The following is a 23834-nucleotide window of genomic DNA, read 5'->3' on the forward strand; positions in this document are numbered from 1 at the left end:
GGAGGACATAATGGAAAATAATCTTGTTATTATTGGTTCCGGTTTTGCTGCGCGCCAACTGGTGAAAAATATCCGCAGGCTCAATAAGCAGGTAGCCATTACCTTAATTGCGGCAGACAACTGTGATGAATACAACAAACCGGATTTAAGCCATGTATTCAGTTTGAAACAGTGTGCTGATGACCTAACGCGTCAATCAGCAGAACAATTTGCTCAGGAAAATAATATCACGCTGTATGCCAACACGCGGGTAACCATGATTGATCGTCATATTAAACAGATAGTATGCGGCAATCAGCACATCAGCTATCAAAAGCTGGTGTTGGCAACCGGTGCACAGGCTATCGTCCCCTCTGTTTCGGGAGACGATTCGATAATCACCTTCAACAGTCAGGATGAATACCGACAACATCAGGATCGGTTGCAGACAGCAGAAAAAGTCATGGTACTGGGCGCCGGTCTGATAGGTAGTGAACTGGCGATGGATCTACAGCGTGCGGGTAAACAAGTGATATTAGTTGACCGTGCTCATAGCTTACTATCTCTGGTTATGCCGGCAGAACTCAGCAGCCGTTTAACCCATAAATTTAGCCAAATAGGGATTCAGCTAGCCCTGAATAATGAACTTACCAGCATAGAAAAAACCACTAATGGCATTAAAGCGACGCTACGTAACGGACTCGTCACTAACGTGGATGCCGTTATTGCTGCCATTGGCCTTAAACCTAATATTTCACTGGCTACCGCAGCCGGATTAGCTACAGATTGCGGTATTCAGGTTAATAGCCAATTACAAACCTCAGATACTGATATTTATGCTCTGGGCGATTGCGCCGAAGTGGAAGGCAAAGTGCAGCCTTTTCTGCAACCAATTCAATTGGCAGCCATAACGCTGGCGAAAAATCTACTGGGTGCAACGGAGAAATTACGGCTGCCAAACATGCTGACCAAAGTAAAAACCCCTGACCTACCGCTGTTTTTAGCCGGTGAAACCCATCGCCAAGATCTCAATTGGGAAATAGCGTTGAGTCATTCTGGAATGGTTGCTCGAGGTTTCGATCGTTTACAGCAACTTCGCGCTTTTATCACCAGTGAAAGCCATACGTCACAGGCTTTTATCTTATTACGTGAGCTGACTTTTTAATTATCGCGCCCCTGGACGGGGAAACAGGATGTCACCTATGAAAGAATTATTATGTTATAAAACCATGCCCGTATGGAATAGTAAAAATCTGCCGGTAAGCTTTACCCGGCAACACAACACTAAGCCCGGAACTTGGGCTAAATTAACGATACTAGAAGGCAGCTTAAATTTCGCCATCATGACCGAATCCGGTGAAACTACCGAGACACTGGTTTTTACTCCCGAGAGCGATACGCCTTTTGTTGAGCCCCAACAGTGGCATCGGATTGCTTCCTACTCCGAAGATATGCAGTGTCAGTTAGCCTTTTACTGCACCGCTGAAGAGTATTTTAGTAAAAAATATCAGTTGACTCAGACCCACTCTGAAGTGGTTGAAGCCGTGAAGCTGATCCCTCCAGGTAAAGCGCTGGATTTAGGCTGTGGTCGTGGCCGTAATGCGCTCTACTTAAATCTCAAGGGGTTTGAGGTCAGCGCTTGGGATAATCATTCCACCAGCATTGATGACCTTAATAACTTGATACAGCAAGAAAATCTATCAAATATTACCGCTAGCGTGAACGATTTAAACCGTATCGATTTTGCCGGTCACTACGATTTTATTCTCTCTACCGTGGTATTGATGTTTCTTCATCCGGACAGGATCCCTGCATTAATCGATAACATGCAAAAGTGTACCGTAATCGGGGGATATAACTTAATTGTTGCCGCCATGGATACCGAAGACTATCCATGTCCAATGCCATTCCCTTTTACCTTCCAGCCGGATGAATTAAAAAGGTACTATCAGAATTGGCAAATCGTTAAATATAACGAAGATGTCGGTCAGCTACATAAAACTGATTCCGACGGTAACCGCCTAACCCTACGTTTTGCAACGCTGTTAGCACGAAAAATAGACTAGACCTTTAAGTCCGATCTCATAGATAAAACCTAACATCATAGCGGTTCACCGGGCGCATGCGCCCGGTGAACTTCATCAGATTCAAGCTAATCCAGCGCGTACGCTCAAGGGTGCCTCCGGTGATGTATTAACTACGCTCACCCTGCCGACCGGCGACCAACAGCGCGGACAAACTGACTGGAATAACTATTGTTCCGCCTGCCACGGTGCTCAGGCGGATGGGAATTCTGTCGCAGCCCGTAGCCTACTGCCGCGACCAACCAATCTCACTGCCTTTAGTTATGATCCACTGGCTTTCGCGACTATTCTGCATAATGGCGTCGCGGGTTCATCCATGCCGGCCTGGCGTGATCTCTCGCCACAGCAGGTTGCCGATATCTACGCTTGGTTAACCACCTTACGGACGAAAGCGGATAACAAAGCACTCAGCACCGCCAGCATCGCTCAGGGCGCTGAGTTATTTGCGAATAACTGTACCAGTTGCCACGGGGTAAATGGCGACGGCCAAGGTCCGGCGGCGGCGCTGTATAAACCGGCTCCGTTTGATTTTCTGCATCAACAGCCGGACGCACAAGAGATCGATCGTGTGCTCCGTCAAGGCGTACCGGGAACCGCGATGCCACCTTTCCCTACGATGAGCGCGGCGCAACGAGCGGCACTTGCCAGCTATGTTCGTTCTTTACATCAGCCAGAAAAAGCGGCGAATACTCATCCCTGATTTGGAGAAAATAGATGTTAACTATCGTCGTGATTGTGATGTCAGTTCTGCTGGTACTGTCACTGTTATGTTGGCTATGTTCACCGACATGGCGGAAAAAGATTGAAGAACCCAAATACCGTTTTTTACAGATGAAACAGCCGGGTGTTGAGCAGAAAAACTCGAAGGAATAAGCGCTATTCATTGCCTCTGCCACCGGGCAGAGGCAATGATCCAAGCTAAGATAAATTAGAACAGGTAACGCATACCTAAAGTAACCTCACTTGAAACCAAACGTGCTTTCATTTGTTCGTCTTTCAAACCACGGGCATTGGTGAAGTTATTGTAACCACTTTCAATTTTGCCCATATCGACATAGCGATAGCCTAAATCAACACTGATGCGCTCCAGAGCGGTGTAGCTGATCCCCGCCCCTGCTGAATAAGCCAGATTATTTTGCGTGCTGGATGCATACTGACGAGAGGTATTGCCCTGCCAACCTTCAGATTTTACTTTGGCCACACCCAGACCCAGCGTGCCATACACCGAAACGTTATAGCCTAACTCGTAGTCGCGAAACACATTGAGCATCAGGCGCTGCGCTTCGACTTTATGGTGATTATAACTGCTGGCAAAGGTGGTTGAACCGCTGGTATATTCGCTTTTCTTCTTGAATACATACTCGCCTTCACTGCGCCAGCCATTCCCATACTGATAGCCAGCAGAGAGGGCTCCGCTATAAAAATTATGTTTCTCATCACCGCTGACAAAGTTACCAACACCGGGACGGCTGCTGGTATCCATATCTTTCGCAGATTGTTCTGCGTGCAGTAATTTAATGGCTGCGTAATATCCTTCCAAATTATTATCGGCAAAAACGTTACCGGACACGATAGCCAAAGAAGCCACCAACATAAGTGGTTTGATATTCATGTTTTCCTCGCTTGAAAAGGTTATTTATGATGAAAAATAAAGGCCTGATTAAATTAACCAGTAGCAAGCAGAGGAACAATTCGGGTGACTACCTAACGTTTTAGGTATTTTTACTTAACTGCGAGATCTTTGGTTATGCCGTTCAGTTAACGGCGGAATGAGGGAGCACGTCCAGCATCGAGGCTGGACGTGGCGCGGTCTTCACTAACCAGCATTAGCACATAGCGCACCTACCGGTATTTTTTAGCAGAACGACAGATTATCGATGCCTATCGTTCCCGTAGTGCTTCTTTCACTTTATTCAATGGCTTGACCAAATAATCCAGTACGCTTTTCTGTCCGGTCTTGATCTCCACGCTGGCCACCATTCCCGGCAAAATGGGGAAGCGAGTACCTGATTTATTACGCAGTTCAGCACTTTTCGTCAGCACGTACACTCGGTAATAATATTGATCGCGTCGAACTTCATCCTGCAGAGTATCCGGTGAAACCACCTCCACCGTGCCGTCCAAATTGCCATAAATCGACGAATCATAAGCGGTGACTTTTACCGTGGCCGGCAAGCCCGGGCGAATATAGGCAATATCCCGTGGGTTAATGCGCATTTCAACCAACAATCTATCCTCAAGGGGAACGATTTCCATCAGTTTGCCCCCAGGCTGTAACACCCCGCCCACCGTCGTGACTTGAATATCTTTCACAATACCGCGTACCGGTGAGAATATGGTGGCACGGTCAAGCTGATCGGCTTTACCGGCCATCACTTCCATTTGGGCATCTAAATCGGCGTTATTTTTAACCTGTTCTTCACGGGCGCGTACCGCGTATTGATTTCGGGCATCGTCAATCTTTCCCTTTAGTTCACTGGCTTGACGCTGTAGGCGAATCACTTCCACCTGACTAGCCGCGCCTTTCGCCACCAGCGGCTGAGTCATTCTCAACTCATCAACCAGCAAATTATACGACTTTTGCAGGTTAGCCACCGTTTCGTCCAGATTACGCCGCCGAGACTCATACAATTGCCGTTCACGCGCTACCAGCTCCGGCTCCCGCAGGGTATCTTCACTAAACTGCAACGGTGCTCCGGTCAACTCAGAACGTAAACGCTCCGCTGAGGCGCGCAGTGTGCGCACCCGCGATGCTGCCTCGCCATAGTTCGACTGAAAACGCTTAGGATCGAGCTTGGCCAGTACCTGTCCTTTATTGACAATATCCCCTTCATGTACCATCAACTCTGCAACAATCCCGCCATCCAGACTTTCTATTTCCTGCGCCCGCGACGATGGCGTCACCTTACCCGTTCCTACCGTTACTTCATCCAACTTGGCAAAACAGGCCCAGATAAAGAACACTACCAGTCCGAACAGTGTCAGCCAGACAACGGACGAGTAATAACGCCCTTGTCGTGCCATGTCTTCCTTCATCGACAATTCGCTCATCGTGTTATCCTCATGCCACAACAGCCGTCACTTTGCTATTAGACTGCGCCTGATTCAGGATCTTATCTCGCGCCCCATCGGCAATCACTTTACCGCCGTCCATCACTACAATCCGGTCAACCAGCGCCAGTAATGCCGGACGATGGGTGACCAACACCAGCGTACGACCTGCTAACCAGCTTTGTAGTTGCTGAATTACGTAATTTTCCAACTGTTCATCCATTGCCGCCGTAGGTTCATCCAACAACACCACTTGAGGATTACGCACGATGGTTCTACTCAACATCACCATCTGGCGCTGACCACCAGACAGTCCGCGACCACCTTCATTGATCAACCGGTCAAGGCTGGAGGCATCTTGCTGCACCAAACTTATTGCCCCGCTAATTCGCAATGCCTGAATCAGTTCCTGATCGGTTGCGTGAGGATGTCCAAGCATAAGATTTTGGCGTAACGTACCGAAGAACAAGCGCGAATCCTGCGACAAGAAGCCAACCTGACGGCGGATATCCGCCGGATCGACCTGTGACATATCCACCCCATCCACCAGCACTTTGCCTTTCGTGGCCTGAGCCTGTCCCGCTAACAGACGTAGCAGCGTAGATTTCCCAGCACCTACCTTGCCAAGAATGGCGACCCGCTCACCGGGTTTAATTTCCAACTGGGAAATCAGCAGTGCCTGATCGCCCTGCTCTTCGTCATAGCTGTATTGCACATTGTTGACTTGGTAATGCCCCGCCAATACCGGACAATGCGCCATCTTTTTTTCAGCATCACGATCCAACGGTTTTTTTAGCAGGTCATTCAGCCCGGTCATGGCACTTTTCGCATGCTGCCAGCGTGAAAACACCATAGTAAGCTGCATTAATGGCGCGATAGTGCGTGAAGACAACAGACTACAGGCCACCATGGTACCGGTGGTAATATCGCCGTTCAGTACCAAATAAGCGCCGAACACCAGCATGCTGGCAAAAGTAATCTGCTGCACCGTGGAAGCCCAACCGCTTAGCCGAGCCCCCCAAATCCGCTGTTTCATGCCGATGGCGGCACTCACTGCATGGGTCTGTTCCCACTGGCGTTGAAAATAGGGTTCAGCCTGTAGCGCTTTAATATCCTCAACCCCTTCAATAGACTCCACCAGCACCGCATTACGTATCGCACTTTCACGCATCCCTTCTTTGGCTAATTTTGCCATCGGCCATTGCACCAAGATGCCAGGAATCACGATCAGCGGAATCGCCATAATCGGAATAATCACTAGTTCTCCACCGACTGCCGCCATGATCGCCAAAAACAGCAGTACAAACGGCATATCCAGCGCCGCCCCTACCGTGGTTGAAGTGAGGAGTTCTCTGACCTGGTCAATTTCACGCAGTTGGGAGATAAACGAACCGGTGGATTTAGGCCGTGCATCGTTCTTGATGGATAACGCGCGGGCAAAAAACATCGAAGAGACTTTCAGATCGATATGTTTACCCATCAAATCAGAAATATGGGTACGGGACAAACGGATGACAAACTCCAGCGCCGCCGCAAACATTACCCCAACAAACAATACCCATAGCGTAGGATAGGACTGCGCGGGGATCACCCGGTCATAAACCTGCATGGAGAACAAAATGCCGGCCAGCGCTAAAACGTTACTAATAATCGACGCCAGGGAGATCTCCCCCAACTGCCGCCCAGCGTGGCGAAAGTGATGCCAGAACCAATGCTTACGATACGGCTGTACGAATTCGTCGATGCGTGAATCCTGTCCACGATTCGCGATCCCCAACAACACGACGTCTGGCTGAATACGCTTAAGCAATTCCTCTAACGGTTCTTCCCGTATCAGATCTCCGCTCTCCCCCAGCCAATACATCACCCGCTGTTCCGCATCCAACGCTTCGAGGATGATCAATGAACCATCCTGTAGCTGTGCCATAACCGGTAAAATTTCATCACGCCAGTGCACTTTAGCGGCGGGTAAGATTTTTGCCTGTAGTCCCATTAAGCCACTCAGTCGCTCCAGACGACGCGGCAACGGCAAGTTTTCATACCAATGCATCTGCTGACGTATCGCAGGAAGATCGGTTGTCATACCAAAACGCCCGGCAGCCCGGGCCATCGCTGTAATCCAACTGTCAGAATTAGGATATTGCGCCATTATCTCATCCTCAAAGCTCGGGTAAGGTATCGCCAGTCACTTTCTGGCGTTCAATCCCTAGCATATCCAACAAGTTGTCAACTGCCCCGGCATAACGTACCGCGGCATCCCAGGCATCGTAACGTGCGGTAATTGCCGCATTCTCAGCCTGTAATACATCCTGCTCCACGCTCAGTAAATCGTTCAGACTGCGTTTACTCAGACGGTATTCATCCTGATAGACGCTACGTGCCTGCACCGCACTAGACTGTTGAGCTTCGCTGGCCTGTTGACGCTGTTGCGCACCAATCAGATCGGCATAAGCAGTAGAGGCTTTTTGATTCACATCCAACTTACTGGCTTCCAGTTCAGCCAACGAATTTTGGCGATCCCCTTCGGCAGCCTCAACTTTAGCGCCGGTTGCCCCGCCCTGATAAAGCGGTGCGTCCACCACTAATTGCACGCGGTCGTCCCAATAGGAACCATTGTTGTCGCCATAACGGGTGCGCCCGGCTTGCACCGAAACTGTCGGCCAATACTGCGCCTTAGCCTGTCGAATACGTTGTTCTGCCGCTGACTGTTTAGCCTGTGCGCTGCGAACCGCATTATTTTGCTGGTAGGGTAAAGATTTTATGGTGATTTTTTGATTGAGTAGATTCTTGGGTAAGTCTGGCAAGGTGTCCGCCATCACGCCTGTTAGCGCCATCAAGACCGCCTGTGATGAACGCACCTGCGCCTGATATTGCTGATAAGTGGCATTCATGCCATCAATGCGGCTATCCGCCTGTAACACATCCGACTGTGAGCTTAATCCGGCATCCGCGCGCATTTTAGCCATATCCCGCACCGTTTTAAGTGAGGCTAAATTACGCTGAGCGGCCAAAGCCAGTTCCTGATAGCGTTTTACCTGTAAATAACTCTGTAGCGTCAGCTGCCCGACGTTGTTGAGCGTACTATATAGTTGGTAGTTGTAGGCTTCCGTCAGGTTTTGTTGCTCATCGATGCTGCCGCCGGTTTTACCAAAATCGTAGATCAACTGTTTCAAGTTGACGCCGACCGAACCATTATTATTTAACGAACCGGAAGAATCCGTTTGATGCGTGCGTCCCAGTCCTCCTTGTAAGGAGACTTGTGGAAACCAAGCGCTTTCGGCACCGGTCAAATTAGCATTCCCTACCCGGATTTGGGCAGCCGCCTGAGCAATTTGCGGGTTACGACCAAACGCCCGTAGAATAGCTTCATGAATAGAAAGACTGTCCAGTTGCTGCTCGCTGGGTGCAGCTTGCCACTGATACTCATCATCAGCATAGACCAGTGGAGAGGAAATCAATAACCAACAACTTAAACTTCCATACAGCCAAAAACGTCGACGATATTTCAACTTCTTACTACTCTGCCCAGAGAGTAACCCATACTTGATGCACTTCATTTATCCCACCTTAAGGTGATGATTGTTATAAATAATAGTGTTACATGCCTAACGCTTAAAATACCGTGATGCTGTTTGCTTTATCGCTCCTTAAATAACGTGGATATCAAATAACGCCCTCGTGTTTACCGGTGCGGCAATCAGCCGCACCGGTATTCTGGCTAGTTAAACTAAATTGACGTGTAAACCTTGCTGTACCAGAACATCGCCTAAGGTATTCATACCTTGAGATGAGTTATGATAAACATCGTAAATCACGCCGTTAACCACGCTCTGACCACTGACATTCCAAATATCACCCTGTCCATGTACCAAGTTCACCTGATCCCCTGCGGAGCCTTTAATCAGCAGTTGATCCTGTGCGGTATCCTTCACGGTTAATGACTCCTGCAGGTTCAAGGTAATACTGTTGTTGCCACCGCTGCCCAAATCGAAGATTTCGATACCGGCAATCTTGCCTGCCAGTTGGGTAAGATCCAGATTCATATTAGAACCTTCCAGAATCAAGGTATCGATACCCGTTCCACCATCGATAGAGGTAAAGCCCAGCGAGCTAAGGTGAATCACATCATTGCCGCTACTACCCTGCACCGACTCACCACTGTTATGGCCACCGTTGGCCAAATCAATCGTTACGCCACCAATGGTAAAGGTAGTCGAGGTTGATGTGGTTTGCGTACCACTAGACGTATTATCCTCCGGTGCTAAAGAGCTGGTGCTCGTTGACAGACTGTTGTTGGTCGTCGTATTCAAGGAATCCGTCGATGTATCCAACACCAGAGATTCCATCATTGGTGCAGCCAGCAGCGTTGGTTCTGGCGCTGGCAGAGTCAGCGCAGTTCCCAGACCTAATGTGGCCTCAAAAATATTCCCTGCCTGATCTTGTGCGGACAACTCCAGAATAGGCGTCAATAGATTCAACGACAGCAGTTGCAACAGTGTCAGGCTAAGCGTGGCGCTCCAGTTACCATTGGCATCGGTACGCGCCGTTACTGAAGCAATGTTGAGCAATGAGATTTTCACCTCGGAGTTAGGCAGCAGATTGAGTGAACCGCCACCGATGGTGAGTCCCTTAGTCAACAAGTTGCTAATGTTCAGCGTAGTCAATGGGTTATATGACAGCAGTGGTGGATTCAGTTTAACCACGATATCGCCACCATCGATGGTTTTACTGTTGCCAACCTTATCAGTGACGGTAACACCAACGTGTAATGTTCCATCATTCAGTGCATCCAAGACGCTTGGTGGTAAATTCAGCGACCAAGTACCGTCCGGATTCACCGTGGCGTTATAGTTGGTGATGCCTAATGTTACCGTTACGCTGCCACCAGCCGCGTTAGTCACCGTCCCGCCCAGCGTCTGAATGATGCCAGCCTCAGAGATATTGAGGAATCCATCACCGCCAAATATCGAACCCAGCGTAATATTCGGTAAAGTCTGGGTAATGACATCCAATACGCCACTGGTACTGGCGACATTGCCAAGTACGTTAGTCAGCGTAGCGCCAATGTTGAAATTACCGTCGGCCAGTCCGGACAGAGCCGATGACGGCACGCTCAGCGCCCAGCTTCCATCTGCCGCGACCGTGGCACTATAAGTGACACCAGCCAGCGTGACTTGTACCGTAGATCCCGCCGCATTTGTTGAATGACCGCTGATCACCTGAGCACTCAGGATGTCATTGGCATTCAATCCACCGTCGCTAAAAATACTGTCCAGCGTCAACGTCGGCAGTTCATGGATTGAAACCTGTAATCCCGCACTGGCCGAAGCCGTATTGCCTGCCACATCTTTAGCCGATACGCCAACGGTCAGATTGCCATCCAGCAAGCCTTGCAAATCTAGCGGCGCTATCGACAGGCTCCATTTACCGTTGCTATCTACCGTTGTCTGGTAAGTAGAACCGCCCAAAGTGATAGTCAACTGTGTACCCGCTGTCAGGTTGGTTACCGTACCGCTGATCAACTGAGAGGTCAGCAAATCGCCGACGCCCAGCAAGCCATCGCCAAAGATCGAGCCAATGGAAATGGTCGGTAGATTATGAATAATGGTACTCAGCGAAGCCGATGCAGTATTGGTATTACCAACGGCATCCGTAACAGTGGCGCTAATGTTGAGTGGACCATCCGGCAGTAGGCTTAGAATTGAGCCTGAAACCGAAGTGCTCCAGGTACCATCCGGATTAATGGTGGCATTAAGTAGATTCCCACCCACATTAACCTGTATTGTTCCGGAGGTCAGGTTAGTCACCTTACCGCTAATTAACTGAGCAACCGCCGACTCCGCCTGATTAAGGAAGCCATCGCCGTCAAACAACGAGTCCAGCGTCACGACTGGCAGATTCTTCAATCCAACCAGTAAGTTAGCACCTATGGTATTGGTGTTACCGTCAGGTGTGGTAATGGTAATGTTTGCCGTCAGCGAACCATCCGGTAACTGTGTCAAATCAGATGGTTGAACGGTAATCTGGAAGGTGCCATTTGCCAGAGTGAGAGCGGTAAAGATTTTCCCTCCCAACGCCACGCTGACAGTACTTCCCTCCGGCGCATTTGCCACCGTGCCGCTAATCACCTGAGCCGTCGTAGCATCCAGCGCGTTAAGCAGACCATTGTCAAACAGCGAAATGGTATCCAACACGGGTGCCAGCAGATCCAACTTCAGTCCGGCGCTTGCCGTTGCCGGGTTGCCAGCCACATCGTTGGCCGTTACGGAAACGGTGATATTCCCGCTGCCCAGTCCTTGTAAAATCTGAATAACTGACGGCGTTAACGTCACACTCCAACTACCATCAGATCCAACCGTCGCGTTAAGCGTTGGAACGCCGGCGATGTTGATATCGATGACCTGTCCAGCCAGTCCTGTCGCCGTACCGCCAATCGATAACGCGCCCAGCAGATCGTTAAGGCTTAAGATACCGTCACCAAACAGAGGATTAAGATGAATCACCGGCAGATTATGGGTAATAACGCCCAGATCGATACTCTGCTGTACAACGTTACCACCGGCATCGGTAACGGCTACCGATACTTTGGTAAGCCCATCCTGTAGCGCGGCCAGATCGAGAGGCGGTATTGATACTGACCAGCTACCGTTAGCATCAACAGTGACGTTAGTATAGGTTTTCGTCCCTAGCGTCACGCTGACTGTAGTACCCGGAGCCATGTTGCCGATCGTACCGCTAATCAGTTGGGAAGCACCTGCTTCTAACTGATTGAGGAAGTTATCTTCAAAGGCAACGATTGAATTTATAATCGGCAGATCCGTCAGCGCCAGCTTGGTATGCACAATCTGGTTAACAACGTTGCCGTTAGCATCGGTAATACTGAAATCCAGATCCAGCGTATTGGCGGTCAAGCCTTGCCACAGGTCAGGCGTCAGATTGATGCTCCACTTGCCGTTGTTACCCACGTTGGCAGTGAAGGTTTGTCCCAACAGCGTCACGCTGACCACCGCGCCGTTATAGTCGCCGGTTGCCGTTCCTGTCAGGGTCTGAGTTAACAGTGACTCGACCAGATTCAAAATGCCGTCTGATCCAAATACGTCATCAACGCCAGCACCCAGTGACGAGTTAAGCGCCACGTCCAGTCCGATGTTAACCGATGTCACGTTACCTGCTGCATCACCGACGCTAACGTTGATAACCTGCGGACCATCCACCAGCGTTTGTAATTGCAGCGTTGGGAAATTAACGTTCCAATCACCGTTACCATCTACCAGCGCCGTTAAGGTCAATGGCCCCAGTTTAACGGTGACCGTATCACCCGGATTACCTTTACCCCCCAACGGCAGCCCTAACAGAATCTCGGCAGCCGTCAGAACATCACCAACACCTAAGACATCAACCGACAGCAGCGGTGCCACGGTATCCACGGTAATAGGATGTGGAACGGTAGTGACGTTACCCGCTTTGTCCACCAGAGTGACCACGATATTTTGTGTTCCCTGTGGCAACGAGCTCAGGTCGGCTGAAGAGATTGGAACACTCCAGCTACCATTGGCCTGAATCACGGCATGATAAGTATGGCCGTTCAGGGTTATCGTTACACTGCTGCCAATTTCACTGCCGGTTCCGCTCAGAATTTGAGCGGAACCGGCTTCAGTTCCATTGAGTACGTCATTACCGGCAAAAGTACCAACCGTCAGTGTTGGTGGTATGCGATCCACCAAAATACTGGTCGATGTTGATGCTGTCTCAACTAGCAGCGAGGTTGCGGTTGCCGTTAACGTATAAACGCCGTCTGGCAATAATGCAATCCCCCCTGGAATAGTGATGCTCCAACGGCCATCCAATCCAATAATGGTTGGTGGGATAATCAACCCGCCCAACGTCAGGGTAACGGTCTCTCCTATCATGGATAGAGCCGCAGTACCGCTAATAGTCACTGATGGTTGTAGCGATTCCGTCAGGTTAAACGCGTTATCAACCGCGACCGGATCCAGCGTCAGGAATGGCGTTGGCACAGCGTTATTCACCGTCAGATTTACCGATGGTGCCGCTGCACTATTGCCAGCTATATCCTCCACGCTAACGTTGATTGTTCCGCTGGTCAGCGTCGCCAGATCGACCGGCGCAATCGCCAATGACCAGCTACCATCCAACCCTACCGTGGTGGTAAACGATTTACCACCAATCATGATAGTGACCGTTTGACCGAATTCAACGTTGGTTGTCATACCGCTGAGAATCTGGGTTTGCTGACTCTCGGCATAGTTCAGCGTGTTATCACCAGCAAACGGATTAACCGTAATAGTCGGTGGCGTCAGTGAGAAATGGGCATAACTGGTGGTGCTGTTGGTATTCAGCGCCTCATCGGTTACGCTAACCACAATCGCTTTATCGCCGCTGCCCAGCGTAGTCAAATCGCTGGATGACAAGTCTAGCGACCAAGTACCGTTGGCATAGACCGTAGCGGTATGCGGCACGCCGCCAACCGTCACCGTCACCGTCGCTTTGGTCGGGTCGCCGACCACATTCAACAGCCCTGTTATGGTTTGGCCACTGCTGGCCTCGCTGATGTTTAAATAGCTATCGTCAAACGGCGTGGCTAACGTTGGCTGAGGCAAGGTAAATTGTGTGCTGAAAGACTGACTCACGGTAGTACTGTTACCGGCAGCATCCGTTGCCGTTACGCTGAGGGAATGTGTTCCATTACCCAACGCCGACAGCGCATTAGCAGGAATGCTAACCGACCAGTTACCGTTAACATCTACCGTTGCCGGATAAGTTATTCCATTGAGGTCAACCTTGAGCGTAACACCCTGACCTCCGCCCACGATGCCGGTTATACCGGTCACAATGGCAATTTGTCCGGCTTCGCTTAGGTTAAGAATTCCATCACCAAACGGTAGGTTAATGACCGGTGTTGGTGCCGTCAGCAACGAATTGAAACTGAGATCCTGCTGAGAGTTGTTACCCGCACTATCGGTTACGCTAACGTGAATATCATGGCTTCCACCACCCAGTGTATTAAGCGCGGTGCTGTCCAGCGCAACGCTCCACTGTCCGGTAGGCAGTACCACGACCGTCTGTGGCACGCCATCAATGGTCACCACCACAGTTTGACCCGCACCCGTTATTCCGGTATTTCCAGAAATCACCTGTCCGCCAACGGCGTTGGCTTCGGCAATACTTAACAAACCATCGACAAATGGTGTATTAATCGTCGCATTAGGCAGCGTATGGGTTAATACATCCACCGACTGAACAACGCTAACCTTATTGCCTGCGCTATCGGTTGCGGTAATAGTTATCGGCCAAGTGCCGTCCGGTAAGCCCAGTAAAGTGGCGGAATCCAGCGGCAGACTCCAGTTACCGTTATTGTCAACGTCTGCCGTCAACAATACACCGTTGATGCTGATCGTTACCGTTTGGCCTGCACCTGTGATATGAGTTGAGCCAGTTAATTCCCCCCCGGATGAAGCTTCACTAAAGTTCAGAATGCCGTCAGTAAACGGTAGATCAAGGGTTGGTGCTGGTAAGGTATGTATCACCGACGTAAAGTTGACGCCCGTACTGGTGGTGGTATTACCCGCCGCATCAGTCAAGGTTACACTAATAGTATGGCCACTATCCGCCAAAGCCAGTAACGTCGCCGGTGGCAACAGTACCGTCCAGTTGCCCAGTGCATCCACCAGTCCTGGGTATTGTTGGCCATCCAGCGTAATAAACACGGATTGACCGCCGCCAACCAAACCAGATGTTCCGGTTAGCACCTGACCAACCGTTGCTTCAGCAAGGTTTAGGACATTATCGATAAACAGTGGAACGCTAAGGGAGGCCGTCGGTTGCAAATGCACCAGCGCCGTCAGCGAACCATTTGCCGAGGCCGGGTTGCCAAAGCTGTCTGCGGCGGTGACCGAGATAGAGGTTAAGCCATCCGCTAACAGTAACAGCGCGCCGGCAGGAATGTTCACACTCCAGTGTCCATCGGCCGTCACAATGCCGCTAAACTGTTGATTACCAATGGTGACGCTAATTGGTGTATTAGCCGCCAGATTGGTCGCTAGTCCGGATAGTGAACCACCTGCCGTCGCTTCAGCAATATTCAGCAAGCCATCGGTAAACGGCTGATCCAACGTTAACGTTGGCAAATTACCGGTTGCAATGGTTAAGTCCAGCGCTGTGGTGGTGGTATTACCCGCACTGTCGGTTACCGACAGACCTATGCTGACATCGCCCTGCGGTAATGCCAACAGTTCGGCAGCAGACAAGGATAACTGCCAGTGGCCGGAGCCATCCGCGGTGACTTGGGTGGTGACGCCATTAATGGTGATATTTACCGTTAAGCCCGCGTCGGTAGTCCCTGACAAAACCTGACCCGCCAGAGCAGCAGCTAGGTTAAGCACGTTATCCAGCGTAATATCGCTAACGCTCAGCAATGGCGGTAGCGTATCAACCTGAATAGCATGAAGTACTGTTATGTCATTACCCGCTATATCACTCACCTGAACCGAGATATTCTGCGAGCCCTGCGGCAAATTCTGCACATCGGTAGCGGATACGTTTACCGACCAATGCCCCAACGCATCTACAGCAATCGGATAAGGTATTCCGTTTAATGTAATGGTAATAATCTGCCCTTCAGACACATTATGAGTAAATCCACTAATCGTCACACTACTCTGTGACTCTAGCTGATTAATGATGTCATTTTCGGCAACGGCATTAATAAAGATTTGCGGTAAATTAGCCGCCGTAGCAATCACGGTGACAACATGTACATCCTGCGCTGGGTTGCCACCGGTATCAGTGACGCTGGCATTGATGTTGAGTGGACCATCCGGCAATAATAAAACGTCCTCAGCCGGAACCTCATAGCTCCAGCGACCATCCGCCTGAACGGTAGCCGTATAGGTTTTACCATTCAACAAAATAGTGACTTGCTGATTGGCTTCAACGAACGTTGTGGTACCGGAAATAACCAGTTTGGCCTGCGCCTCATTGGCATTAATGTAGTTATCCTCGGAGATAACGTCGATATGCAGACTTGGCAGATTATGCGTATCCGCGCTGAAGTTTACTGGTGCGCTAACGGTGGTATTTCCTGCCGCATCGCTTAGCGTTACGCTAACGCTATGACTGCTATCAGCCAATGCCAGTAGAACTGCTGGCGGCAACGGAACTGACCAATTACCCAAATTGTCTACCGTGCCGGTATAGGTTTGGCCATCCAGCGTAATCAATACCGTCTGACCGGCGCCGACCAATCCTGAGTTCCCGGTTAAGATTTGTCCGCTGGTCGCTTCGGCAAGGTTTAAAATATTATCGATAAACAGCGGCGTGGTAATCTCCGCTATCGGTGATAAATTAACCAGCGCCACCAGAGAACCGTTAGCTGAAGCCTCGTTACCAAAGCTGTCTGAAGCAGTGACGCTAATGGATGTAGTGCCATCGGCTAACGATAACAGTACGTTCTCTGGAATAGAGACGCTCCAATGACCATCTGCGTCTACCGTTCCGGTGAAACTTTGATTGCCAATCATAACGTTGACAGCGGTGTTGGCCGGCAGATTAGTCGCCAACCCAGTGAGCGTACCGCCCGCCGTCGCTTCTGCAATATTAAGCAGGCCATCGGTAAACGGCTGATCCAACGTCAACGTCGGCAAATTACTGGTTCCCACCAACAGCTCAATCGGTAAAGTGCTGGTGTTACCTGACGCATCGGTTACCGACAGTTCTATGCTGTTTGCACCCTGTGGCAGAGATAGCAGGTCAGTACCCGATATCTCCAGTTGCCAGTGACCTGTGCCATCCGCTGTCACCTGAGCGACTTCAGCCCCGTTAATGCTAATATGTACCGTTAATCCTGGCTCGGTCATCCCAGACAGGATTTGACCCAATGATGCTTCAACGAAGTTAAGAATATTATTGTCAGCGACGACATCAACTTCGAGTAATGGAGGCAAAGTATCGACGGAAATACCATGGGTGGTACTGACGCTATTTTCAGCAACGTCACTCACCTGTACCGTGATATTTTGTGCACCCTGTGGCAGATCTTGTATCTGATCGGCAGGAACATCTACCGACCAGTTGCCTGACGCATCAACAATCGCGGTATAAGTCACGTTATGTAGCGTAACGGTAACCGTTTGCCCCTCGGTGACGTTCTGAGTCGTGCCGCTAATGGTCACGGTACTCTGCGCCTCTTGCGCATTAATAACATCATCGTCAGCAACGACATTAACCTGAATCTGCGGCAAATTCTCGGCATCGGTAATCACTGTCACATCACGAGAACCCTGAGCGACGTTGCCAGAAGTATCGTTTACCGTGGCATTAATCGTCAGTTTACCATCCGGTAATTGCTGAACATCTTCAGCTGGCACGTTATAACTCCAACTGCCATCCGCCAGAACATCCGCCTGATAGGTTTTTCCATTCAGCGTGATAGTGACTTGCTGATTAGCTGCCACATGGGTAGTTGTACCGGAAATCACTAACGCCAACTGCGATTCAGCCGCGTTAATGTAGTCATCTCCAGAAGTAATATTGACGTGGATAGTTGGTTGATTGGCCGCAGAGGCATTAAGCTGAACCGGCACATCCAGCGTAGTGGTATTTCCCGCCGGATCGCTGATGCTGGCGGTCAACACGAGTTGTCCGTCAGGGATATTGCTTAAGTCGCCAGCCGGAATCGTAATGCTCCATATTCCACCAACGCCAACAACGCCGGTATACGTCATTCCGTTAGGCAGAGTGATCGATACCGTTTGCCCAACCACATCCAATGAAGCGGTGCCTGAAACCTCGATCGGTGCCAGCGCTTCCGCAGCATTAATCGTATTGTCTCCTGAGATATCATTAACAATCAGCGAAGGAGGCGCTTTATCTACCTGTACATTACTGACTAAAGTATCGCTATTACCTGTAATGTCATTAACGGTGACGGTAATCGGTAATTGGCCGTTATCAACCAACGCCAAACTTCCAGCCGGTAACGTGACCGACCAGTTACCCTGACTGTCAACGGTTCCGATGTAGTCTTGACCGCCAATATTAACCGTCACGCTCTGCCCGTTGCCTAACACACCGGTTGAGCCACTCAGCGTTTGTACGCTATTCGCTTCCTGTAAATTAAGCACACCATCGCCAAATGGTGTATTCATGGTGACATCAGGCAAAGCATGAGTAATCACGGTAAAATCGTGTGTACTGCTAACCGGATTTCCTGCATCGTTTAACGCAGAGACCACAACACTGGCACCACCATCAGCAATCGCCTGCGCATCAACGGCTGGAATATGGTAACTCCAGGTACCGTTGGCCAGAACGGATGTAACATAGGTTTTACCGTTTAACATGATGGTCAAATTGTTGGTACCCGCAGGGACGCCAACCGATGTACCACTAATGGTTAAACCTAACTCGGCTTCACTGAGGTTGACAAGATCGTCACCGGTAATCGCATTCACCGCCAGTGAACCAAGCTGAGTATTCACGATAATATTATGGCTATCGATTCCAATATTACCGCTCAGGTCGCTCACGCTAGCCTGTAGGGTATAAGAACCATCGCTTAACAGAGCCAAATCAGCCGACGGCACCTTAATTGCCCAATGACCCGTGGCATCAACCACGCCCTGATAGGTTTTTCCATCAAAGGTCAAGGTAACGGTTTGGCCGGTTTCGACATAATAGGCGACACCTCTTACCCACTGATCGGTTTGTTGTTCTGCTCCGTCCAACACATCGTTGCTGGCAAAAGAATCGATACTAATCACCGGTGGATACAGTGGATTGCCTGAAGACAGAATATCGTGTTGGCTCGTCGTCTGATTACCGGCCTTGTCCGCCACGCTGAGCTGTATGGTTAAATTACCATCCGGCAAAGCCTGTAAATCGGCACCAGGAATGTTCACGCTCCAGTTGCCGCTGGCATCAACAATGGCGCTGTAGTGTTTACCATTGAGGGTAATATCAACCGTCTGTCCCGCTTCAGCCCCAATCGCCGTACCGGACAATGTTTGATCAATCTGCGCTTCGGCAATATTGATTCGGTCGTCACCGGTAAACGGATTTACGGTCAACACTGGGGCGAGAGTATCAATACTTGTCGTCGCCACCACCTCAGACTGGTTACCGGCTATGTCGGTTACCGTCACGCCAAACTGGAGTGGACCCTCGGATATTTGTTGCAACTGGCTCGGAGACAGGCTCAAGCTCCAATTACCGTTAACATCAACGATAGCGTTATAGTCCACATTGTTAAAATGAACCACCACCGTTTGCCCGGCTCCGCTAATGCCAGTTGTTCCCGATAGCAACTGAGCACTCTGTGTTTCCAGAGCATTCAAAACATTATCGCCAAAAGGCGTATTGATGGATGGATCGGGTAACGTATGGGTCAGGACGTTAAAGTCATGGCTGCTGCTTAACGTATTACCATGTTGATCGATAACGGATACGGTAATCGTGGCAGTACCATCTTGCAACGCGGATAAATCCTGAGGCGAAATCTCCGCTTGCCAACTACCGTCCGGCAGCACTAACGCAATATACTCTTTGCCGTTTAGCGTGATCGTTACCGGTTGTCCAACATTAACCTGACTGGTACTACCGCTAATCATAACCGGCGACTGGGCCTCTGTTTGATTGAGGTAGTCATCTCCAGCAACGGTATTGATAGCAATACCACTAACACCGTTAACCACAGTAAAATCATGGCTCGACTGAACGGTTTGTCCAGCCAGATCGGTGACGCTGACTTGGATGGTGGTATTACCCTGACTTAGCACCGACAGCTCAGCCGCAGGCAGGATAATGCTCCAACTACCATCAGCCAGTACGTGAGTGGTATAAACCTGACCATTCAGTACCACGGTGATCAAGCTACCCGTTTCAGCATTCGTCGTGGTGCCGCTAAGCGTTTGGTTAACTTTTGCCTCAACATTATTCAAAATATCATCACCGGCAAAAGTGTGAATTGCCAGCGTTGGTAAGCTGTTTTTAACGTCGAACGGTAAGGTAGTTTGTGTGGTATTTCCTGCCGCATCCGTGAGTGACACATTAATCGTGTGGCTACCGTCTGACAGTTTTTGCAGGTCGGTTGCCGGAATATTGACACTCCAACTGCCATCTATTCCTACGGTGGCCTGATAAGAGACACCGTTCAAGGTGATCATCACCGTTTTTCCATGATCGGCTATCGATGCCGAACCGGAGAGGATTTGCCCACCCGTTTCTTCCGACGCCGTCAGGATGTTGTCACCGGCAAACGCCTTAACCGCCAGCGTAGGTGCCGTGGTATCCACGACCACTGATCCGTTGAGCTCCCCGGGGTTACCGGCCACATCGGTCACTTTAACGCTGAGTGATGCATTGCCATCGCTCAGCGCCTGAAGATCTTTGGCGGGAATCAGAACCGACCATTGTCCGGCCGCATTCACAAAGGCAACGTAGCTTACCCCTCCCAGGGTCACCACCACGCTTTGTCCAGCACCGGTGATTCCTGTGGTACCGGAAATAATTTGATTTACGCCACTTTCAGCCAGATTAAGAATACCGTCACCAAACGGTGAATTTAGTGTAGGTTGTGGAGATTGATGAGTAAGGACGGTAAACGGATGATCGGCAGTATAAGTATTACCTGAAGAAACCACCGTTGCCGTCACGGTTATCACACCGTCCGCCAACAGTTTTAAATCGGCAGGTGGAACCCCAACACTCCAGTTACCGGCAACGTCTACTACCGCATCATAACTTTTACCATTGAGCATAACGGTAACATGGGTGCCGGCAGGCACGCCGCTGGTTACCCCGTTGATAGCCAATACCTGTGTGGCCTCAGTTGCGCTCAAGTAATCATCAGATGACACGATGTCAATGGCAATGCCGGATAGCGAAGTATCCACGGTAATCGTATGGGTGCTCTCTGCAGTCTGTCCCGCACCGTTGGTCACTACTGCGGTGATGGTATGCGGGCCATTAAATAATTGCTCCAGAGAACCCGGTGGAATCACTATATGCCAGGTTCCATCCAGATCAACCTCTGCCAAAAATGTCTGACTGTTACTACCGCCCGGTATACGGGTTAGCGGATTGTCGTTGCTGATGGTAATTCTCACCGCGCTGCCCGACTCCACATTCACCGTGTCACCGCTTAGCACCTGACCGGTTTTCGATTCCGCGCTATTAATAATATCATCACCGGCAAAGGTATTGATTGAAATCGCCGGTTCAGTAGAGACAACGGTAATCGACTCATTCGCCGTTGCACTGTTACCTGCTGCGTCGCTAACTTTGGCGCTCAGGGTATAGTTGCCGTCGGCCAAGCCTTGCAGATCCACAGAAGAAACGCTGGTTGTCCAATGACCTTCTGCATCGACCACTGCAGTATAAGTTTTGCTACCTAAAGTAATGGTCACCGTTCTGCCTTCTGCACCAACAGCGGTTCCACTGATAATTTGAAACGCACTTCGCTCTGCGCTATCCAGAATATTATCGCCAGCAAAGGCCGAAATAGTGACAGTTGGAGGAACGGTGTCAACGGTGATAGCGTGCGAATCCTGCCCGGTTTGCCCAGCCTGATTACTAACGCTGACCTGAATGGTGCCTGTCCCTTGTGCCAGATTTTGCAGATCCGCCGCTGGAACGCTGACCTGCCAGCTGCCGTCAGCAGCAACCTGAGTGGTATAAGTTTTACCGTTTAACGTAACAGTGACCGTTTGGCCTGCTTCAACATTGGTCGTGGTGCCGGTAATCAGTTGGCTAACCTGGACATCAGCCTGATTAAGCTTATCGTCACCGCCGAGAGCAGTTATTTTAACCGTCGGCGCTTTAGGCTCGGCGACACCACCACCATCGTTATTGCTGCTGTGTCCACCACCGCCACCACCGCCAGTACCAGCCGCAATCGCTACGCCAGCACCAACAGCCAGAGCAGCTAATATCCCGGCCAGTGCACCGGCAGAAAGGTCGGAACCCTCAAACAGGCTACCTGTCACTGCCGCATAGGTTGGTGAGATTGCCTCAGCCGTTGCAGGCCCAGGAAGATCGGCTAATGGGAATATTGCGCGATATGCTTCATTGTCATCAACAAATATCAGTTCACTGTGCTCACCATTTTGGTCTAAAAAGAAAAAACGTTGATAGCGTACTGTCGAGCCATCTTTCATATGAACAATCAGGTCATCGCCCTGCCGCTCATAGCTGGCAACCAAATCTGGATTACCATGAATTTTTACTACACTAGATTGGGTTAACGTAATAACCCGACTTCCTTGAGAATAATGCGCCAATTGTGCACCGCTACCCTGGGCTACCACATCGACAGTTCCTAACACGTTATTTTCCTGAGCCATGTACCACCTCTTACCTATGAGTTAAATGCAAAATACGACGACAAACCACGCCAAGAAAACTTCCCGCAAGGTTAAAAACCAAAGGAAGTCAAAACTTGGCCCAGGAATAAATTCACAATCCCTTAAAAAATAATAAATAAAGCTGAGTAACTATTTTGTTTTATTAAGTAGATATATAGGCAAGGTTTGGCATTTAATCAAAGAAATATTACGAATAGACAATAAAAATAAATAACGCATGAAATTAAAATAATTAACCAATTGATAAGACTAAACAAAAATAAAATAACAGCTAAAAGGAAGAGTATAAAAAATAATTTAATTTATAAAAATAATTTTATTTAAACCAGTAGTTCATATAATTCATCAGATTAAGAAAAATTTTATCTCTGCTTTTTTATTTATTCATTAACGAGATGGCAATACCATAAATTAACGATCGTCGTGTCGTTCCACTCTATTATTTAAGATACACCGGTTTCTCTCCGCGGATAAAATAAAAAGTCGCACTTGTTTAATAAGAAAAGTTTCAAAGATGAAACCGTGAAATAGAGTGAGCCATGTAATTTAAATACAATTAATGATTGGTATTTACCTGAGTAAAATATAGATCACCATCTCAAATGATAATTATTGTTCGAATTTCAATAACCGTTTAGACCGGCTGAGTGTAAAGAATATAGGTGCTGGATTGCTTGATAATGAAACAATCGGCCTGCTTAATTTGTTATTCCCGGCTCAGACGAATATAGTGAAGCCAACTAACGTTATTCAGACGACTTGCCACCAACACCAGAAGGAATCACTTATGGATAGGATAAAATATCCTTATAAAATGAATCGTTTTTTTGTGCTGATGGCTATCGGCTTTTTCGGCTGGTTAACCTATTTTTCGTTCAATCAAATCGATGATGTTGACCAGTGGTTGGTGATTGGCCAATCGGCCAAACTCTCGGTGACTCAAACCCAATACTTACTTTCCGCAACCGCCATCATTTTCGCCCTGCTGACGCTCATGTCGTTCTTAATTCTGCTCAACAGCTTTTCTTCTCGCCAGAACCTGATCTTGACCTCTGATTCCGTTAACTACCCAAAAGGTCACGTAATGTCGAAAATCATCACCGTGCAATATGGCGATATCAGGACATTAGAACGGGTTAATCGCCAACACAATGAAGCATTGGAAATCGTGACGTTACAGGGAAAATATCGAATTCAAAAAAGCCTGTTGAAAAATGAAGCGACCTTTAATGAAGTGTGCGAACGACTTCAACAGCGAGCCGCTCCGTTTATGACGGTGATTTAGTCTATTGATATGATCGGTCATCCCTTTCGATTGTCTAGCCGATGACCGTCCATT

Annotated in this window: 10 protein-coding genes; 5 read left to right on the forward strand and 5 right to left on the reverse strand. The window is 49.3% G+C overall.

Annotated features, from left to right (window positions below; all coding sequences use genetic code 11):
- Positions 1 to 10 precede the first annotated feature (10 nt).
- From norW to EL341_RS17615, 4 genes are all read left to right on the forward strand, one after another.
- On the forward strand, positions 11 to 1144 hold the full coding sequence (gene norW / locus EL341_RS09810) for an NADH:flavorubredoxin reductase NorW (RefSeq protein ID WP_126467691.1): 1134 nt from the start codon (positions 11 to 13) through the stop codon (positions 1142 to 1144).
- 37 nt (positions 1145 to 1181) lie between these two features.
- Positions 1182 to 2045 (forward strand): SAM-dependent methyltransferase TehB, encoded by an 864-nt coding sequence (gene tehB / locus EL341_RS09815; protein WP_126467693.1) that lies wholly within the window; start codon positions 1182 to 1184, stop codon positions 2043 to 2045.
- A gap of 142 nt (positions 2046 to 2187) precedes the next feature.
- The gene (locus EL341_RS09820) at positions 2188 to 2763 is read left to right on the forward strand and encodes a c-type cytochrome (protein ID WP_232036615.1); all 576 of its coding nucleotides are present in this window, start codon (positions 2188 to 2190) and stop codon (positions 2761 to 2763) included.
- Positions 2764 to 2777: 14 nt separating this feature from the next.
- Positions 2778 to 2936: a hypothetical protein gene (locus EL341_RS17615; RefSeq protein WP_158487434.1), complete on the forward strand. Its 159-nt coding sequence runs from the start codon at positions 2778 to 2780 to the stop codon at positions 2934 to 2936.
- A 55-nt stretch (positions 2937 to 2991) separates the two neighbouring features.
- Here the strand turns inward: EL341_RS17615 and EL341_RS09825 are convergent, their stop codons facing one another.
- From EL341_RS09825 to EL341_RS09845, 5 genes are all read right to left on the reverse strand, one after another.
- On the reverse strand, positions 2992 to 3675 hold the full coding sequence (locus EL341_RS09825) for an outer membrane protein (RefSeq protein WP_175474934.1): 684 nt from the start codon (positions 3673 to 3675) through the stop codon (positions 2992 to 2994).
- A 269-nt stretch (positions 3676 to 3944) separates the two neighbouring features.
- Positions 3945 to 5114 carry an HlyD family efflux transporter periplasmic adaptor subunit gene (locus EL341_RS09830; RefSeq protein ID WP_047781213.1) on the reverse strand — a complete coding sequence of 390 codons (1170 nt, stop codon included), beginning with the start codon at positions 5112 to 5114 and terminating at the stop codon, positions 3945 to 3947.
- Positions 5115 to 5124: 10 nt separating this feature from the next.
- Positions 5125 to 7263, reverse strand: a complete 2139-nt coding sequence (locus EL341_RS09835; RefSeq protein WP_126467695.1) for a type I secretion system permease/ATPase — start codon at positions 7261 to 7263, stop codon at positions 5125 to 5127.
- Positions 7264 to 7273: 10 nt separating this feature from the next.
- Positions 7274 to 8671, reverse strand: coding sequence for a TolC family outer membrane protein (locus EL341_RS09840; protein ID WP_126467697.1), 1398 nt, complete (start codon positions 8669 to 8671; stop codon positions 7274 to 7276).
- A gap of 165 nt (positions 8672 to 8836) precedes the next feature.
- Entirely contained in the window at positions 8837 to 22474 is a 13638-nt protein-coding gene (locus EL341_RS09845) for an Ig-like domain-containing protein (protein WP_126467698.1), read from the reverse strand.
- 808 nt (positions 22475 to 23282) lie between these two features.
- Here EL341_RS09845 and EL341_RS09850 point away from each other — a divergent pair.
- Entirely contained in the window at positions 23283 to 23780 is a 498-nt protein-coding gene (locus EL341_RS09850; protein ID WP_126467700.1) for a hypothetical protein, read from the forward strand.
- Positions 23781 to 23834: the final 54 nt, after the last annotated feature.

Source organism: Pragia fontium (assembly GCF_900638655.1).
Classification (GTDB): domain Bacteria; phylum Pseudomonadota; class Gammaproteobacteria; order Enterobacterales; family Enterobacteriaceae; genus Pragia; species Pragia fontium.

What these genes read in the sequence shown, in the direction of transcription:
- EL341_RS09830 (WP_047781213.1), bottom strand. Translation starts at nt 5,114, where the DNA reads ATGAGCGAATTGTCGATGAAGGAAGACATGGCACGACAAGGGCGTTAT.
- EL341_RS09835 (WP_126467695.1), bottom strand. Translation starts at nt 7,263, where the DNA reads ATGGCGCAATATCCTAATTCTGACAGTTGGATTACAGCGATGGCCCGG.
- norW (WP_126467691.1), top strand. Translation starts at nt 11, where the DNA reads ATGGAAAATAATCTTGTTATTATTGGTTCCGGTTTTGCTGCGCGCCAA.
- EL341_RS09850 (WP_126467700.1), top strand. Translation starts at nt 23,283, where the DNA reads ATGGATAGGATAAAATATCCTTATAAAATGAATCGTTTTTTTGTGCTG.
- EL341_RS09825 (WP_175474934.1), bottom strand. Translation starts at nt 3,675, where the DNA reads ATGAATATCAAACCACTTATGTTGGTGGCTTCTTTGGCTATCGTGTCC.
- EL341_RS09845 (WP_126467698.1), bottom strand. Translation starts at nt 22,474, where the DNA reads ATGGCTCAGGAAAATAACGTGTTAGGAACTGTCGATGTGGTAGCCCAG.
- tehB (WP_126467693.1), top strand. Translation starts at nt 1,182, where the DNA reads ATGAAAGAATTATTATGTTATAAAACCATGCCCGTATGGAATAGTAAA.
- EL341_RS17615 (WP_158487434.1), top strand. Translation starts at nt 2,778, where the DNA reads ATGTTAACTATCGTCGTGATTGTGATGTCAGTTCTGCTGGTACTGTCA.
- EL341_RS09840 (WP_126467697.1), bottom strand. Translation starts at nt 8,671, where the DNA reads ATGAAGTGCATCAAGTATGGGTTACTCTCTGGGCAGAGTAGTAAGAAG.